This window comes from Paenarthrobacter sp. AT5 (assembly GCF_032764245.1).
In the GTDB taxonomy this organism is placed as follows: domain Bacteria; phylum Actinomycetota; class Actinomycetes; order Actinomycetales; family Micrococcaceae; genus Arthrobacter; species Arthrobacter ureafaciens.
Genome location: NZ_CP136441.1, coordinates 1,458,475 through 1,473,358, shown reverse-complemented (window position 1 = coordinate 1,473,358; position 14,884 = coordinate 1,458,475). Strand labels below are relative to the sequence as shown.

Here is a 14,884-nt window from a genome sequence, read left to right as displayed (position 1 = left end):
CATCCTAGTGCTTACCACAGCGACGGCAGGCTCCCTACCAAACGTTCGTACATGGCCAACGCCGAGCCGTCCGTCAGCGAGGCAACCTGGTCGATCACCACACGCAGCCTTGCGCCGTCGTCGACGGCGGCCCGCCAGTCAGCAGCGAACATGGGCTCCAGGTGACGGTCGCCGGTGGCATTAAGGACTCCGACCAAGGCGTGCAGGACTTCGCGCTGGCGCTCGTACACGGGTTGCCGGTGGTCAGTGGAGATGACGAACGTCGTTGCCAGCCCCTTGAGGACCGCAATTTCAGTGACGGTCTCCTCGGGCACCATGAGCTCGGCACCGTACCGCGTGAGGTTGGCCGGGCCGAAGTGCGCCCGGGTGGTCTCCATGGCACTTTGGCAGAACCGGCCGATCAATTGGCTGGTCATGTCCTTCAACGCGGCCATGGACTTGCGGCTGCCATCGGCTTCCCGGACCCACACACGGGTGGCTTCCAGGCGTGCCAGGGCGGCATCGATCTCGGCGGGATCGTTATGCGGCAGGTACCACTGTTGGGTGTAGCCGACGACGCGTGCGCGGTGGTCCGGGTTGTCCATCCATTTGAGCTGGAAGTGTCCGGCCACGATGGCATCCTCCACGTCATGGACAGAGTAGGAAATATCGTCGGCCAGGTCCATCACCTGGGCTTCGATGCACGAACGGTTGCCTGGGGCGCCTTCGCGGAGCCACTCGAACACCGGAAGGTCGTCCTCGTAGGCGCCAAACTTGCTGGTGCGGTGGCCGTGGATGACGGGGGCATCCAACGCTGACCACGGGTACTTGGAGGCGGCATCGAGACTCGCACGGGTGAGGTTGAGCCCGGCAGGACGGCCGCCGTCGGTCAGGACTTTGGGCTCCAGCCGCGTGAGCAGGCGCAGGGTTTGCGCGTTCCCCTCGAATCCGCCGATTGCGTGGGCAACCTCGTTCAATGCCGATTCGCCGTTGTGGCCGAACGGCGGGTGGCCGAGATCGTGGCTCAGGCAGGCTGTGTCCACGACGTCGGGGTCGCACCCCAGCGAACGCCCGAGTTCCCGGCCCACCTGGGCGACTTCCAGGCTGTGGGTCAGCCTGGTCCGGACGAAGTCGTCCGTATCCGGGGCTACCACCTGGGTCTTCGCCCCCAGCCTCCGAAGGGCGGAGGAATGCAGGACCCTGGCGCGGTCACGTTCAAAGTCCGAGCGGTAGGTGGTCTTGCTCGGCTCTTCGACCCAACGCGCCGAGTCCGCCTCGGTGTAACCGGGGATCGCTTGGACATAGTTGCCTGCGTTGCCGGTGCGGCCGATTATCGCTTCGGTTCCCATGGGTCTCTGCCTCCTTCAAGCGCCGGGCGGGTGCCTCTTGAGCCAGTCTTTCACGCGGAAAGCTACCCGCCTGACACGTCCAGCTCGGCAGCGGCGATGTCGGCACTTTGTTCAGCGTTCAGCTGGCGGCTGTCCAGCCAGTCCTTGGGCAGGGCGGGCCGTTTGGGCGAGCCGGCACGCCCCCGGGGGCCTTCCGAATCGACGCCCGGGTACGGCAGGTCCAGGTCCAGCTGGTCCAGGAGTTCCCGCAAGACCGCCAGGGTGGGAACCGTGGCCAGCTTGGCGCGGAGCTCCCCGCCCACGACGTAGCCCTTGAAGTACCAGGCCATGTGCTTGCGGATCTCCCGCAGGGCCTTGTATTCGTCGTTGCCGAACGTCTCCACCATGAGCTCGGCGTGCCGGTAGACGCCCTCAGCCACTTGGCGCAGGCCAGGACGGTGCCGCTGGTCGCTGCCTTCGAACGCTGCCTGAAGGTCACCGAACAGCCACGGACGCCCTTGGCAGCCGCGTCCCACAACAACGCCGTCGACGCCGGTCTCCCGGACCATGCGGACAGCGTCCTCCGCGGACCAGATGTCGCCATTGCCCAGGACCGGGATGTCCGGGAGGGCCTCGCGCAGGCGCGCGATCGCGGACCAGTCAGCCTGGCCCGAGTAGAACTGCGCCGCAGTGCGGCCATGAAGTGCGACGGCGGCAACCCCGGAATCGCGGGCAATCCGACCGGCCTCGAGGTACGTCAGGTGGTCCTCGTCGATGCCCTTGCGCATCTTGATGGTCAGCGGCAGCCCGCCCTTGGAGGCTTCCTTGACTGCCGTTTGCACGATCGCGGTGAAAAGGTCGATCTTCCACGGCAGCGCGGATCCACCGCCGCGGCGCGTGACCTTGGGCACAGGGCACCCGAAGTTGAGGTCGATGTGGTCCGCACGGTCTTCCTCCACCAGCATCCGGACTGCTGCGCCCACGGTCTTGGGGTCAACGCCGTAGAGCTGAACCGACCGGACTTTTTCATCCTCATCGTGGGAAATGATGCGCAGCGATTCCGGAGTCCGCTCCACCAGGGCGCGGGAGGTCACCATCTCCGCTACGTAGAGCCCGCCTCCGTACTCACGGCACAGGCGGCGGAAGGCGGAGTTGGTGATTCCGGCCATGGGAGCAAGGATCACCGGGGTGTCCACGGTGATCCCGCCAAGCTGCAATGGCGGAAGTTCAAGCTTTGGGGTGGGGGGCGTTGCTACGACGGTCACTTATCCATTGTTGCAAATCAGGGCAAATCGGCCGATCCCGCTGATCCCGATCAGTCCGATCCGGCCTCGCGGCGCTCGGCCTGGCGCCTGGCCCGCCTGCTGCCGGGGCTGGCCGGTGACCCGCCGTCGGCGGCTGTGCCGCCCTGGTGTGTCCCGGCGTCGTGTGTGTCGTCCGGAGTGGAACCGACGACGGCGGCCGCGGCAGCCAGGGAACCGGCGTCGTTGACGTCGTCCGGGCCCACGGCAGACGTGCCGGCCAACCGCCGCATGCCCGTCGCCTTGACGACAAGCACTGCGATGAAAGTGGTGACCGGAATCGCGAGGACCAGGCCGATGGAGCCAACGAGCGTGCGGATGACTTCCTCCGAGAGTTCGGCGCTGGTGAGTGCCTCGGCGAGGGGGCGGTCGTACAGCATGACGATGATGAGGATGGGAAGTGCGGCACCGGCGTAGGCGAACGCGATGGTGTAAACGGTGGACGCGATGTGGTCCCGGCCGATCCTCATGGCGGAGGTGAAGAGTTTCCGTGCCGTGGTGTCCGGGGCGAGTTCGTAGAGCTCCCACACCGCCGAGGACTGGGTGATGGTCACGTCGTTAAGCACTCCAAGCCCGGAGATGATGAGGCCGCAAAGGATGATGCCGGAAATGGAGATGTTCCCGGACATGTTCACGAGCGTCGCGGCATCATGGTTGCCCACGCCCGCGAGGTTCGCGGCGTCGGTGGCCCACGCCGCCAGGAGCGCAGTGATTCCCAGCCCGAAAATCGTGCCCAGCAAGGCGGTGGATGTCCGGGCGGAGAAGCCGTGGGCGAAGTAGGGCACCCCGATCATGATCACCGTGGAACCCACCAACGCCAGCAGGAGTGGCGGCTTGCCCTCCACCAGGCCCGGAAGGATGAAGCTGACCAGGACGGCGTACGCGCCCACCAGGCCCAGCAGGGCCCGGAAGCCGCGCCACCGGGCGACGGCGATCACCACGACGGCGTACAGGACGGCCAGCAGGGTGATCGGGACGTCGCGGACAAAGTCCACAAAGACGAACGATGGCGAACCATTGCTTGCCGCCGCGCCCTGGACGCCGGAGAGATTCAGGTAGCGGATGGAGTCGCCCACGTCGACGCCGTGGGACTTGGCGACATCCGGGTTGATGACCACCTTGACGGGTTCACCGCCCTTGTCCGGCTCGGTGAAAGCAAAAGTGCATTCCGAGCCGCCGGACTGGCCGCCCGCTTCACCGGTGGCCTGCCCGGTCTGGGTGCAGCTCTCTTGGACCACCCTTTGAATCTTGCCGGTGTCGAACGTGACCCCCGGGGCTGCCTGGTAGGGACTCGCGAACGAGATCCCTTCCCGGCTGCCCGAGGGCCACATCAACACCATGGCCACGAGCGTCAACACGCCCAACGGAACCAGCACGGCCGCGAGGAGCCAGTTGGCCCGTTTGCGGGAGGCGACCGCTTCAGCGGTCGGAGCTGAAGTACCGGAGTGCGGGTGTCCGTGGCCCATCAGGAATACAACCTCGAGTTCAGTCGCTGACGATCAGTGTGTCCGCGCCGCGTACATGCGCTTTGCCGGATTCAAGCAACGGTTCCAGGACGGCGCCGAGGGCAGTCATGGATTCGTCCGCTTCCAGCAGCACCGGGTGCTGGTACGCAATGAGGGCCAGCAGGTCCCGGACGGCTGATTCGGCATCTTCCGCGGACAGCTCGGGATCGTGGCCGAGGAACACGTCCGAGGGCTCTTCCGAGTTCCCCTGGGCATAGCTGATGGCAAACGCCTGGAGCTTGCCCTTCTTCGAAGCGGGCACACCGGCTCCAAAGGCGCTGGCCTTCGGCGCACGGAGCACAATCGCACCGTGAGCCCCGGTCAGGTCATGCAGGAACAGGCGCTGGACGGTGGCGATACTGAGCTCTCCCGGGCTGTCCCAGTGGTGCACGGCAGAGTAGTACCGTCCTACGACGTCGCTCAGTTCCACCGAACCGGTGGCCAGGTCTTCCACGCGCTCGGACGCGGCTTCTTCCGAGCCGTCACCGAACCTTGGCAACTTCAGCGGCTCGGGATCCACCACCACAAGCCTGGAGCGCTGGATGGGGGCAAGCCCGGCCGCCTGCGCAAAGGCCGCACCCGGCGTTCCCGGCTCCACCTTGCTGCGGAGCTTGGAAACGCCCGACGGCGAGTTCGCGGCTTCGCGGCGCAGCATGGCCAGGAGCGTGGCGCCTATGCCCGAGTGACGGTGATCCTTGGCAACCTCGATGTAGGCCCACAGCCGTTCAGGATGCAAGGAAGCCTCATGGACCACGCCTGCTGCCACCGGAATGCCGACTCCGTCCACGACGTCCTCAGCCACGATGCACCGGCGCCACGGCTGGTTGCTTGACGGCGCCAGTGCAGCACGGAACTGCTCCGCGGGCAGGGTCTCAGGGTCTCCCCAGATCTCCAGGAGGGCGAGGTCGTCGCCCTCCTTCCATTCGCGGTACTCGATGGCCACTGCTAGGCGCCGATCAGGCGGGCTGCCAGGTAGGACTCCACCTTGTCCAAGGAGACGCGCTCCTGGCTCATGGTGTCGCGCTCACGGATGGTCACGGCCTGGTCTTCGAGGGTGTCGAAGTCAACGGTGATGCAGAACGGAGTGCCGATCTCATCCTGACGGCGGTAGCGGCGGCCGATGGCGCCGGCATCGTCGAAGTCAATGTTCCAGTTCTTCCGCAGCTGGGCGCCCAGGGCCTTGGCCTTCGGGGACAGGTCCTCGTTGCGGCTCAGCGGCAGGACAGCGGCCTTGACCGGCGCAAGGCGGGGGTCAAGCTTCAGGACCGTGCGGACATCGACGCCGCCCTTGGCGTTGGGTGCCTCGTCCTCGGTGTAGGCATCGATGAGGAACGCCATGAAGGAACGGGTCAGGCCTGCCGCGGGCTCAATCACGTACGGCGTGTAGCGTTCGTTGGTGGCCTGGTTGAAGTAGCTCAAGTCAGTGCCGGAGGCCTTGGCGTGGGTGGAGAGGTCAAAGTCGGTGCGGTTGGCGATACCTTCCAGCTCGCCCCACTCGGAGCCCTGGAAACCGAAACGGTATTCGATGTCCGTTGTGCCCTTGGAGTAGTGGCTCAGCTTCTCCTGCGGGTGCTCAAAGAAGCGGAGGTTTTCTTCGCGGATGCCCAGGCCCGTGTACCAGGCCATGCGCTCCTTCATCCAGTACTGGTGCCATTCCTCGTCCGTGCCGGGCTCGACGAAGAATTCCATCTCCATCTGCTCGAACTCGCGGGTACGGAAGATGAAGTTGCCGGGGGTGATCTCGTTGCGGAAGGACTTGCCGATCTGTCCGATGCCGAACGGCGGCTTCTTCCGGGACGTGGTGAGCACGTTGTTGAAGTTCACGAAGATGCCCTGCGCCGTCTCCGGGCGCAGGTAGTGCAGGCCTTCCTCGCTGGCCACCGGGCCAAGGAAGGTCTTCAGCAGGCCGGAGAACTCCTGGGGTTCGGTCCACTGCCCGCGGGTTCCGCAGTTGGCGCAGGCGATGTCCGCCAAGCCGTTTTCCGCGGGGCGGCCCTTCTTTTCCTCGTACTCTTCTTCGAGGTGGTCGGCCCGGTAGCGCTTGTGGCAGGAGAGGCACTCCACCAGGGGATCGGAGAAGACCTCCACGTGGCCGGATGCTTCCCATACCTGGCGGGGCAGGATCACCGAGGAATCCAGGCCCACCACGTCTTCACGGCCGCGGACAACACTCTGCCACCACTGGCGCTTGATGTTTTCCTTCAGCTCTGCACCGAGGGGACCGTAGTCCCACGCAGAGCGGGAGCCACCATAGATCTCACCGGCCTGGAACACGAAGCCCCTCCGCTTGGAGAGGGAAATGACCTGGTCGAGGACGGATTTTGCTGCCATGGGGTACTCCATATTTCTACAGGGCCGCTGGGTGCGGTCCGCGGTTGCTTGGGACAATGCCTGTTCTAGCCTACCGGCCTTTGGCGCCTGGCCTTCCGGGGAAGGATCCCCTGGGCCAGGGAAGGCTGGCCACGACGATCGCGGCCAGCGTCAAGAGCGTGCCCAGCACCGTGGGCAAGGCGACCACCGTGCCCGCAGTGGGGATCACGACGTCGAGCACCAAGGACCCCACCAGTTGCCCGGCGATCATGCCAAGCCCGGTGACCAGCACGCCAAGGCTCCGCACCAGCAGGGCCGCCAGGCCGATGGCGATGCATCCCAACGGTCCGCCGGCGTAGTACCACCACTCGGAGGGAAGGGAGTTCCCGGCCCCGGCTACCGCGAGCTTGATCAGCAAGGCCACCCAGAGGACAAGGGCACCGGCCAGGAAATTGACGAGCGTGGCCGCGATGGGGGTGCCGTAGTGGACGGTGGCGGTCCCGTTCATGGCCTGTTGGAAGCTCATGAGGAAACCCGCCACCAAAGGCAGGATGACCGGCAGCACCAAAGCGCCGACGTCGGCCGTTCCACCAAAGCGCGGGGACACGGCCCAGGCGACCGCGGCCACGGTGAGGACGCTTCCCAGGACCCGTACGCCCGTGATCGACCGCTTGCCGCCGGGAGCGATGCCCATGCGGTCCACCAGCAGGCCGCTGAGGGTCTGTCCGGTAACGGTGGCAACGGTGAACAGCGCGACGCCCAGCAAGCCGACCGTGAAGGATTGCGCAAAAACGAAAAGGGCGCCGACGGCCCCGGCCATGACGTAGTACGGCGGGAAGCTGCGGTTGCGGACGGCCGGGAGAATACTCTGCAGCCCCGACCTGCCTTTGGGCGTAGCGAGCGAGATAGCCGCAATCACCACCAGGCCTGTGGTGAAGCTCACCACGGAAGCGGTAATGCCGTCCTCGAGCTTGACGGCGAGCGCCCCGTTAATGCGGCCTTGGAGCGGCAGGACCAGGCCTGTCACCAGGGCAAGCGGCAGCCCGAGGGCAAGCGGAAAGGCGGGACGGTGGGAAGGATTCGGCACTGTCACCACACTACTTCAGGCATTATTGCTCTATGAGCAATCCCGAAATCGAAGAGATTCCCATCCGCGACGACATGATCCGCCTGGGCCAACTGTTGAAGCTTGCCAACCTGGTGGAGGACGGGGTCGAGGCGACGGAGCTCATCAAGAACGGACTGGTCAAGGTCAACAACGACATCGAAGAACGCCGCGGCCGCCAACTCCATCCCGGCGACACCGTCACAGTGAACGGCCAGACGGTCAGGATCGCCGGCCGTTCCTAGCCAAGTACCTTGTGGGTGAGGAATTCGCCCACGTGGCCGATTTCCTGCTGGTTGATGCCGTGCCACATTCCCGTGTAAAGCACCTTGGTGAGGTCCACATGCTTGCGGACCCAGCCCATGGTGTATTCGATCTTGTCCGGAGTGATCACCGGATCCTGCTGGTCGCGTCCCCAGAACATCGGCACCGAGCCGTCCAGTTCGTCGTCGCGGAAGTCCGCGTCAGCTCCGGCGTCGATCACGAAGCCTGAAAGCCCGACGACGGCAGCGAAGTCGGCGGGCCGGTACCGGAGCATGGTGGTTGCCATGGCCATGCCCATGGAGAACCCCAGCAACGTCACGGACGAGTGGTTCGCCTTGACGGTGTCCAACCATTCGAGGGCGTACTCTGCCGCCAGCTTCACGGCGTCCAGGGAGTAGTCGATCGAGGCAGTCAGCGGGAACCACGTGAACCCGGGGCCCATGGGCATGGGAGCCCGCAGGGAGGCCACGACGAAGTCGGCGGGCAGCAGGCCGGCGAGGCTGAAGAGATCGTCCTCGTTGGAGCCGTATCCATGAAGCAGGACCAGAAGGGGCTTGCCGGCCCGTTCGGCTTCGTCATGGGACCACAGGACAACGGGTGCGGGAAAAGCTACGGCTTCAGTCATGGGTCCATTCTTGCAGTTACCCGCGGGTAACAACTTACGGTCGCGTAGGTTCGCATGTACGGGGCAGGATATGAATCGTGAGTGAGAGCAATTCATTGGTGACGCCCGGAGGAACTGTCCAAAAGCATCCCTGGAGCCGGTACGTGGCGCTGGGAGATTCGTTTACCGAAGGCATCGGAGATCCTGAACCCGGGAGCCCGGGCGGGTTCCGCGGCTGGGCCGATCGCGTGGCCGAGGAACTCGGGCGAGGGCATGCCGATTTCGCCTACGCCAACCTCGCCATCCGCGGGCGCCTGCTGCAGCAGATCGTGGACGAACAGGTGGGGCCGTGCCTGGAACTCAAGCCGGATCTGGTGTCCATTTCGGCTGGCGGCAACGATCTCATCCGCCCCGGCGGGGACCCCGATCTGCTGGCCACCAAGCTCGATGCCGCCGTCCAGGAGCTCAGCTCGGGCGGCGCCACCGTGGTGCTGTTCAATGGCCCTGACACGGCGTCCTCGGTGCTTGGCCGGATCCGCGGCAAGGTAGCCATCTACAACGAGAACCTGCGAACCGTCGCCGCCCGGCACGACGCAGTGGTCGCCGACATGTGGTCCCTGCGGCAACTCGCTGATCCGCAGATGTGGGACGTGGACCGACTGCATTTCTCGCCGTTGGGCCACCACACGATCGCCACCATGGTGCTGGAGGCACTGAACGTGCCGCACACGCTGGAACCGATGGCACCCAAACCCCTCCCGCCGCGCACATGGCGCGAAGCCCGGTCCTCCGACCTCGTGTGGGCCCGCGAGTACTTCGTTCCGTGGGTCATCCGCAGGTTACGGCACCAATCTTCCGGGGACGGCATCACGCCAAAGCGCCCGACGCCGGGTCCCGTTTCAAGTGCTAACTGACCATGAGGATACTCACAAAACTCATAAGCCTCACCAGGAGCGCCAAACTCACAAAACTCACAACGACTCATAAGCTTGATACATGATCGAGAATCCATTCAGGCCCTCAGCAGGAGCAACTCCTCCGGAAATCATTGGACGGTCAGGCCTGCTTGATGAGTTCAAATACGGTTTGCGGCTTGGTTCCGGGGCACCGGGACTGCTCACGATCTTCACCGGAGCCCGCGGGATCGGCAAGACGGTGATGCTCGGGGAGGTCCATGACGCCGCCCGCCAAGAAGGCTGGGCAGTCATCGCGGAGACTGCAACGGAAGGCTTCATGGGTCGCGTCGGCGAGGAAATGCTCAGCCTGACCCAGGAACTTGGCAGCGGTCCGCAGAACCGGCGGATCACCGCCATCGGCGCCGCAGGATTCAGCATCACCACCCAGTTGGCACCCGAACGCCAAGTAGCATGGCGCAAGCTCGGCGAAGAACTTCTCCACATCCTCGACAACAAACACACCGGCCTGATCATCACGGTGGATGAAATCCACGCCGCCGACCGCAACGAACTCGCTCAATTGGCGGCCAGCGTCCAGCACTTCATCCAGGACCGGATGCCGATCGGCCTGGTATTCGCCGGACTGCCTGCAGCCGTATCCGACCTGCTCAATGAAGGCGTTGCCACGTTCCTGCGCCGGGCCGACAAAATCGACCTCCATGCGGCGGGCATCCGCGACGTTGAACGGTCTTTCGCCTCCATCTTCGCCACCGCCGGCTTCCGTGTCCCGCCCCACCTGGTCCAAAAGGCAGCCGAGTCGACCGGTGGCTACCCCTTCTTGATCCAGCTCGTCGGCTACTTCCTCTGGCGCGAAGCGGAAAATAACAACGGCACGCTGACAGATGCCGAGGCGGACCGCGCGGTACAGGCCGCCCACAGGCGCAATGCCCGCACGGTCATCGAAGCCGCACTCTCAACCGTGTCGGCAAAGGACCTCCAGTTCCTTCGCGCAATGGCGCAGGATGACGGTCCTTCGATCGCCGGAGACCTTGGAGAGAGGCTGAAGGCAAAGACCAATCTAGTCGCCAACTATCGCTCGCGCCTGCTCGCCGCCGGCCTGGTGGAACCTGCCGGCCACGGGAAGATCGATTTCGCGATACCGGGCCTTCGACAGTATTTGCGCAATCTGAACACAGACTAGTCATCTCACGGTACTAGTGCGCCGAGCCCGATCCCGTAGGCTGCCAAAACAAGTCATCGGTGTAGGCTCGTATCAAGGGCCTGGGCTTCGTATACATCTTGATGGGATCATTTTTCGCGTTCGGAGCTCTCTGGACCCTACTCACGTCGGCAAAGTAGTTCTCTTTTTGGTTTGTCTGGCGCTCCCCAACCTGGAGGTTTGATGGTTGGGCTGCCGCGGCGGCGAAGCCCTGACGCGACGGGGCTAAGCTGGGATAGGACCTAGGAGGGCTCCACTGTGAACAATCTGATCTTCTGGATCATCGTCTGCTCATGGGTGATTCCAGTTGGAATCCGCATGTACAACCGGTCCAAGGCGCGCCGAATCCATAACGACGGCTTCCGTGGCTACCCGCCGCAGAACCTTCCCGGGCCAGGCTACCCGCCGCAGAACTACCCCGGCCAGGCCTATCCGCCGCAGAACTACCCCGGGTATCCGACGGGACCCGCCGACATCGGCCCGGCTGATGCAACGCCGCCGGAGGTACCGCCGTCGGGCGCTTCACCACAGGTGCCGCCCCCGGCAAGTGGAGGCTCTGCGCCGCAGGGCTACCGGGCGCGGAAGCTCGCAGAGCTGGACGCGAAGTTCAGCAACGGCGAGATCGCCATGGAGGACTACATGAAGCAGCGCGGCGAGATCATGAACGGCTGAAGTCTTCGGCAAAGAAGGCTGCGCCCAGCTGGCCCGCGAGCTGGCCGATCTCCGTGAGGAAGCCGTCGTGCCCGATGGGGGCTTCGATGATGTGGACCGGGACGTCGCCCGGCAAGGCTTCGGCGAGTTCGTGCGACTGTGCCGGGAAGTAGAGCCGGTCGGAGTTCACGGCCGCCACAAAAAACTGTGCCGTGGCCCGGGACAACGCTTCCTTGAGCGGGCCGCGTCCCCGCCTGACGTCGTGGGACATCAGGGCCTCGGTGATCGCGATGTAGCTGTTGGCATCGAAGCGGCGCACCAGCTTGGTGCCCTGGTGGTCCAAGTAACTCTCCACCTGGTAGCGCCCCCGCTCCCCCAGCACGGCGGCGGCCAGCGGTTTCTCCTGCGGCTGCGCTTCCCGGCCGAAGCGGAGGTCCAGCTCCAGCGCGGAACGATACGTGATGTGGGCAATCCGCCGCGCCAAGGCAAGGCCGGTTTCAGGTGCCGGGCCATGGTAGTAGTCACCGTTGTTGAAGTTCGGATCCTGGCGGATTGCGAGCGTCTGTGCCTGCGCAAACGCGATCTGCTCCGCGGTGCTGTAGGCACCTACGGAAATCACGGCGCAGCGCTCCACCCTGTTCGGGAAGGTCACTGCCCATTCCAAGGCGCGCGCCCCGCCCATCGAGCCGCCCAGCACTGCATGCCACTGCCGGATCCCCAAGGCGTCGGCGAGCCGGGCTTCGGCCACTGTGCTGTCGCGCAGGGTCACCAGTGGGAAACGGGAGCCCCAGGGCTTGCCGTCCGGGGCTTGCGACGACGGCCCTGTGCTGCCGTAGCAGCCGCCCACGATGTTGATGGAAATGACAAAGAACCTGTTGGTGTCGATCGTTGCGCCCGGGCCAACGAGCTGCTCCCACCAGCCTTCCTCGTCCGAGGCGCCGCGTGCAACATGCGTACTACCCGTCAGGGCGTGCTCCACGAGGACGGCGTTTGAGGCGTCGGCATTGAGCTTGCCCCAGGTCTCATAGGCCAGGACAACGTCCGGGAGAAACCCGCCGGCTTCCAGCTCCAGGGAACCCACGCGGGCGTATTTGACGGTTCCGTCCTGTTCTTCCGACGTGGGAAGGGATGTAGCAGTAATGGTCATTCCTTTGACACCTAAACCTCGCGCTTGCCCGCCGCCGTTATTGCGGCCGGCCAGGTCCTCACCCGGGGCACCCCACCGCGGAGGAGGGTTGCCGGCCAGCAAGCCGGGGCTGATCGCTGGCACTCATGACCTAACACCTAGAGTTTAGGAAGAGAACGGCCGTTCTGGCGAAGAATGTGACAGCAGTATGACGGTTCAGGGCGTTTTAGTTCACGAACGCGCACGTGAAGGGGCCGCCCGGCGAAGAATCCTCAATCCGGGCGGCCCGCCGCGACGCACGTCAGGCGGGTTCAGGCACCCTTTGCCGCGCGGAATCCTGCCTCGAGATCGGCAATGATGTCATCGATGTGCTCGATTCCCACGGACAGGCGGACGAGGCCCGGGTTCACTCCGGCAACAGCCTGCTGTTCCGCGGTCAGCTGGCTGTGGGTGGTCGACGCCGGGTGGATGACCAGGGAACGGACATCACCGATGTTTGCCACATGGGAGTGCAGTTCCAAGGCATCGACGAAGCGCTTGCCGGCTTCGACGCCACCCTTGATGGTGAAGGCAACAACGGCTCCCGTGCCGCGGGGACCGTACTTGCGGCCACGGTCGTACCAGGGGCTTGACGGCAGGCCCGCATAGGCGACCGCTTCGACGTCGTCACGGGCTTCAAGCCATTCGGCCACCTTGGTGGCGTTGGCCACGTGACGCTCCACCCGCAGGCTCAAGGTTTCCAGGCCTTGGGCAATAAGGAAGGCGTTGAACGGCGATACTGCGGAACCAAGGTCGCGCAGCAACTGGACGCGGGCCTTCAGGATGTAGGAAAGGTTGGCGCCGAGGGCGCCGTCCTTGCCGAGGTCGCGGGCGTAGACCAGGCCGTTGTAGCTGGGGTCGGGAGTGTTGAAGTTCGGGAAGCGCTCCGGGTCCTGGCTGAAGTCGAAGTTTCCGGAATCCACGATCACCCCGGCAATGGCAGCACCATGGCCGCCCAGGTACTTGGTAGCCGAGTGGACCACAATGTCCGCACCCCACTCGATGGGACGGATCAGGTAAGGCGTGGAAAGCGTGTTGTCCACGATCAGCGGGACACCCGCTTCATGGGCAACCGCGGCGACGCCTTCGATGTCCAGCACGTCCTGGCGGGGGTTGGAAACAACTTCGCCGAAGAAAAGCTTGGTGTTGGGCTGCACGGCGTTGCGCCACTGCTCCAGGTTGTCCGGATCCTCGACGAAGGTCACGGAAATACCGAACTTCTTCAGGGTGTGCGCCAGGAGGTTGTAGGTTCCGCCGTACAGGCTGGGGCTCGCCACCACGTGATCGCCGGCCTCAGCGATGTTCAGGATCGCGAAAGTCTCCGCCGCCTGGCCCGAGCTGAGCAACAGGGCCCCGAGCCCGCCCTCAAGGCTCGCAATGCGCTGTTCCACTGCGTCCTGGGTGGGGTTGCCAATGCGGGTGTAGATGGGAGCCAGTTCCGCCAACGCGAACCGGTTGGCGGCACTCTCAGCACTGGGGAACACGAAGGAAGTGGTCTGGTAAATCGGCAACGAGCGCGCACCGGTTGCAGCATCCGGCTCCTGGCCTGCGTGGATCTGGCGGGTTTCGAAAGACCATCCCTGGGACATGACTGGCTCCTCTTCGTAGCGCATGGGTTTAGTAACGGGGAGTGCTTGGAACTGCGGCCAGTCTAGGAAGCCGGCACGGAATTACCCACCTTTATGACGAAGACAGTATTTTTCGGTCTTTCCGCGACGCGACAGGGCCGGGGTCGGCGCCACGCCTCAGGGCACGCCGTAACATCCCACCTTAGTTAGGCACGACTTAGCTGAGACCCGAATCACAAAGTGCCAAGATGAAGCCATGCGCATGGATCACGTCTCTTACGCTTGTGAAAAAGATGGCCTCCTGGCCACTACCGAACGAATTTCCGCAGCACTGGGAGTGGACGCAGTCCGGGGCGGAGTGCACCCCCGCTTCGGCACCCGGAACATGATCATTCCCTTGGCGGACAGCAAATACCTTGAAGTCGTGGAGGTCCTGGACCACCCCGCTTCGGATAAGGCACCCTTTGGCCAGGCAGTCCGGGCACGCTCGGCAGCCGGCGGCGGATGGATGGGCTGGTGCGTCGCCGTTGACGACCTTGCCCCGTTCGAAGCACGCCTCGGCCGCTCCGCAGTACCGGGCAACCGCAAGTTCCCGGACGGCCGCGAACTCGTGTGGCAGCAGATCGGCATCCTCGGCTTGATCGCCGACCCGCAAGTGCCGTACATGCTCAAGTGGGAAGGCGACCCCTCCCTGCACCCGTCCAAGGTTTACGAGAGCGACGTCAAGATGTCCAGCCTCACCATCGCCGGTTCCGCAGAGCGCGTGACCGAGTGGTTGGGTGAACCCGTGGAGAAGCCGCTCGAGGACGTCGCCGTCCAGTGGATGGCACCGCACGGAACCCCCGGCATCATGTCCGTCACTTTCGAAACCGCCGCAGGAGCCGTCACCATCTGACGCTGTTCCACACAATACTTCGGCCGCCATCAGCGGGTGCCAATGACGTCACCCACCGATGGCGGCCGAATACCTTTAAGGGGCGGGTCCGGGC

General features: G+C 64.6%; 14 protein-coding genes and 1 riboswitch. Of the genes, 5 read left to right on the top strand and 9 right to left on the bottom strand.

What is annotated here, in order from left to right:
* Window positions 1–11: 11 nt before the first annotated feature.
* The 6 genes from RI444_RS06695 to RI444_RS06670 all read right to left on the bottom strand — a co-directional run bounded on the left by RI444_RS06695 (window position 12) and on the right by RI444_RS06670 (window position 7,519).
* Window positions 12–1,328, bottom strand: coding sequence for a deoxyguanosinetriphosphate triphosphohydrolase (locus RI444_RS06695; protein WP_316963882.1), 1,317 nt, complete (start codon window positions 1,326–1,328; stop codon window positions 12–14).
* A gap of 62 nt (window positions 1,329–1,390) precedes the next feature.
* The gene (dusB, locus tag RI444_RS06690) at window positions 1,391–2,572 is read right to left on the bottom strand and encodes a tRNA dihydrouridine synthase DusB (protein WP_021472559.1); all 1,182 of its coding nucleotides are present in this window, start codon (window positions 2,570–2,572) and stop codon (window positions 1,391–1,393) included.
* A 50-nt stretch (window positions 2,573–2,622) separates the two neighbouring features.
* Complete coding sequence (locus RI444_RS06685) at window positions 2,623–4,074, bottom strand: YibE/F family protein (RefSeq protein WP_316963881.1); 1,452 nt, start codon at window positions 4,072–4,074, stop codon at window positions 2,623–2,625.
* 19 nt (window positions 4,075–4,093) lie between these two features.
* Window positions 4,094–5,056, bottom strand: coding sequence for a GNAT family N-acetyltransferase (locus tag RI444_RS06680; protein WP_021472557.1), 963 nt, complete (start codon window positions 5,054–5,056; stop codon window positions 4,094–4,096).
* 2 nt (window positions 5,057–5,058) lie between these two features.
* Window positions 5,059–6,444 carry a glycine--tRNA ligase gene (locus tag RI444_RS06675; RefSeq protein WP_021472556.1) on the bottom strand — a complete coding sequence of 462 codons (1,386 nt, stop codon included), beginning with the start codon at window positions 6,442–6,444 and terminating at the stop codon, window positions 5,059–5,061.
* Between the two features lie 70 nt (window positions 6,445–6,514).
* Window positions 6,515–7,519, bottom strand: coding sequence for a DMT family transporter (locus RI444_RS06670; RefSeq protein WP_052474257.1), 1,005 nt, complete (start codon window positions 7,517–7,519; stop codon window positions 6,515–6,517).
* A 23-nt stretch (window positions 7,520–7,542) separates the two neighbouring features.
* Between RI444_RS06670 and RI444_RS06665 the strand changes: the two genes are divergently transcribed.
* Window positions 7,543–7,773 (top strand): RNA-binding S4 domain-containing protein, encoded by a 231-nt coding sequence (locus RI444_RS06665; RefSeq protein WP_021472554.1) that lies wholly within the window; start codon window positions 7,543–7,545, stop codon window positions 7,771–7,773.
* Here RI444_RS06665 and RI444_RS06660 read toward each other — a convergent pair.
* Window positions 7,770–8,417: an alpha/beta hydrolase gene (locus tag RI444_RS06660; RefSeq protein WP_021472553.1), complete on the bottom strand. Its 648-nt coding sequence runs from the start codon at window positions 8,415–8,417 to the stop codon at window positions 7,770–7,772. The two genes, RI444_RS06665 and RI444_RS06660, sit on opposite strands and share 4 nt — an antisense overlap.
* A 77-nt stretch (window positions 8,418–8,494) precedes the next feature.
* On the opposite strand from RI444_RS06660, the gene RI444_RS06655 reads away from it, so the two are divergent.
* The 3 genes from RI444_RS06655 (at window position 8,495) to RI444_RS06645 (ending at window position 11,183) form a co-directional block, all read left to right on the top strand.
* A complete protein-coding gene (locus tag RI444_RS06655; RefSeq protein ID WP_021472552.1) occupies window positions 8,495–9,310 on the top strand; it encodes an SGNH/GDSL hydrolase family protein in 816 nt (271 codons plus the stop codon).
* 82 nt (window positions 9,311–9,392) lie between these two features.
* On the top strand, window positions 9,393–10,493 hold the full coding sequence (locus tag RI444_RS06650; protein ID WP_021472551.1) for an ATP-binding protein: 1,101 nt from the start codon (window positions 9,393–9,395) through the stop codon (window positions 10,491–10,493).
* Window positions 10,494–10,769: 276 nt separating this feature from the next.
* Entirely contained in the window at window positions 10,770–11,183 is a 414-nt protein-coding gene (locus RI444_RS06645; RefSeq protein ID WP_021472550.1) for a hypothetical protein, read from the top strand.
* On the opposite strand, the gene RI444_RS06640 is transcribed toward RI444_RS06645, so the two are convergent.
* Both RI444_RS06640 and RI444_RS06635 read right to left on the bottom strand, forming a co-directional pair.
* Complete coding sequence (locus RI444_RS06640; protein WP_021472549.1) at window positions 11,170–12,309, bottom strand: homoserine O-acetyltransferase MetX; 1,140 nt, start codon at window positions 12,307–12,309, stop codon at window positions 11,170–11,172. The two genes, RI444_RS06645 and RI444_RS06640, sit on opposite strands and share 14 nt — an antisense overlap.
* 15 nt (window positions 12,310–12,324) lie before the next feature.
* Window positions 12,325–12,440, bottom strand: a riboswitch (SAM riboswitch).
* Between the two features lie 159 nt (window positions 12,441–12,599).
* A complete protein-coding gene (locus RI444_RS06635) occupies window positions 12,600–13,916 on the bottom strand; it encodes a bifunctional o-acetylhomoserine/o-acetylserine sulfhydrylase (RefSeq protein WP_062095884.1) in 1,317 nt (438 codons plus the stop codon).
* A gap of 235 nt (window positions 13,917–14,151) precedes the next feature.
* Between RI444_RS06635 and RI444_RS06630 the strand changes: the two genes are divergently transcribed.
* Window positions 14,152–14,790 (top strand): VOC family protein, encoded by a 639-nt coding sequence (locus RI444_RS06630; RefSeq protein WP_021472547.1) that lies wholly within the window; start codon window positions 14,152–14,154, stop codon window positions 14,788–14,790.
* The last annotated feature ends 94 nt before the right edge of the window (window positions 14,791–14,884 follow it).

Coding starts and splice junctions, on each gene's coding strand:
- RI444_RS06695 (WP_316963882.1), bottom strand. CDS start 1,328: ATGGGAACCGAAGCGATAATCGGCCGCACCGGCAACGCAGGCAACTAT.
- RI444_RS06675 (WP_021472556.1), bottom strand. CDS start 6,444: ATGGCAGCAAAATCCGTCCTCGACCAGGTCATTTCCCTCTCCAAGCGG.
- RI444_RS06650 (WP_021472551.1), top strand. CDS start 9,393: ATGATCGAGAATCCATTCAGGCCCTCAGCAGGAGCAACTCCTCCGGAA.
- RI444_RS06635 (WP_062095884.1), bottom strand. CDS start 13,916: ATGTCCCAGGGATGGTCTTTCGAAACCCGCCAGATCCACGCAGGCCAG.
- RI444_RS06685 (WP_316963881.1), bottom strand. CDS start 4,074: ATGGGCCACGGACACCCGCACTCCGGTACTTCAGCTCCGACCGCTGAA.
- RI444_RS06660 (WP_021472553.1), bottom strand. CDS start 8,417: ATGACTGAAGCCGTAGCTTTTCCCGCACCCGTTGTCCTGTGGTCCCAT.
- RI444_RS06630 (WP_021472547.1), top strand. CDS start 14,152: ATGCGCATGGATCACGTCTCTTACGCTTGTGAAAAAGATGGCCTCCTG.
- RI444_RS06640 (WP_021472549.1), bottom strand. CDS start 12,309: ATGACCATTACTGCTACATCCCTTCCCACGTCGGAAGAACAGGACGGA.
- RI444_RS06665 (WP_021472554.1), top strand. CDS start 7,543: ATGAGCAATCCCGAAATCGAAGAGATTCCCATCCGCGACGACATGATC.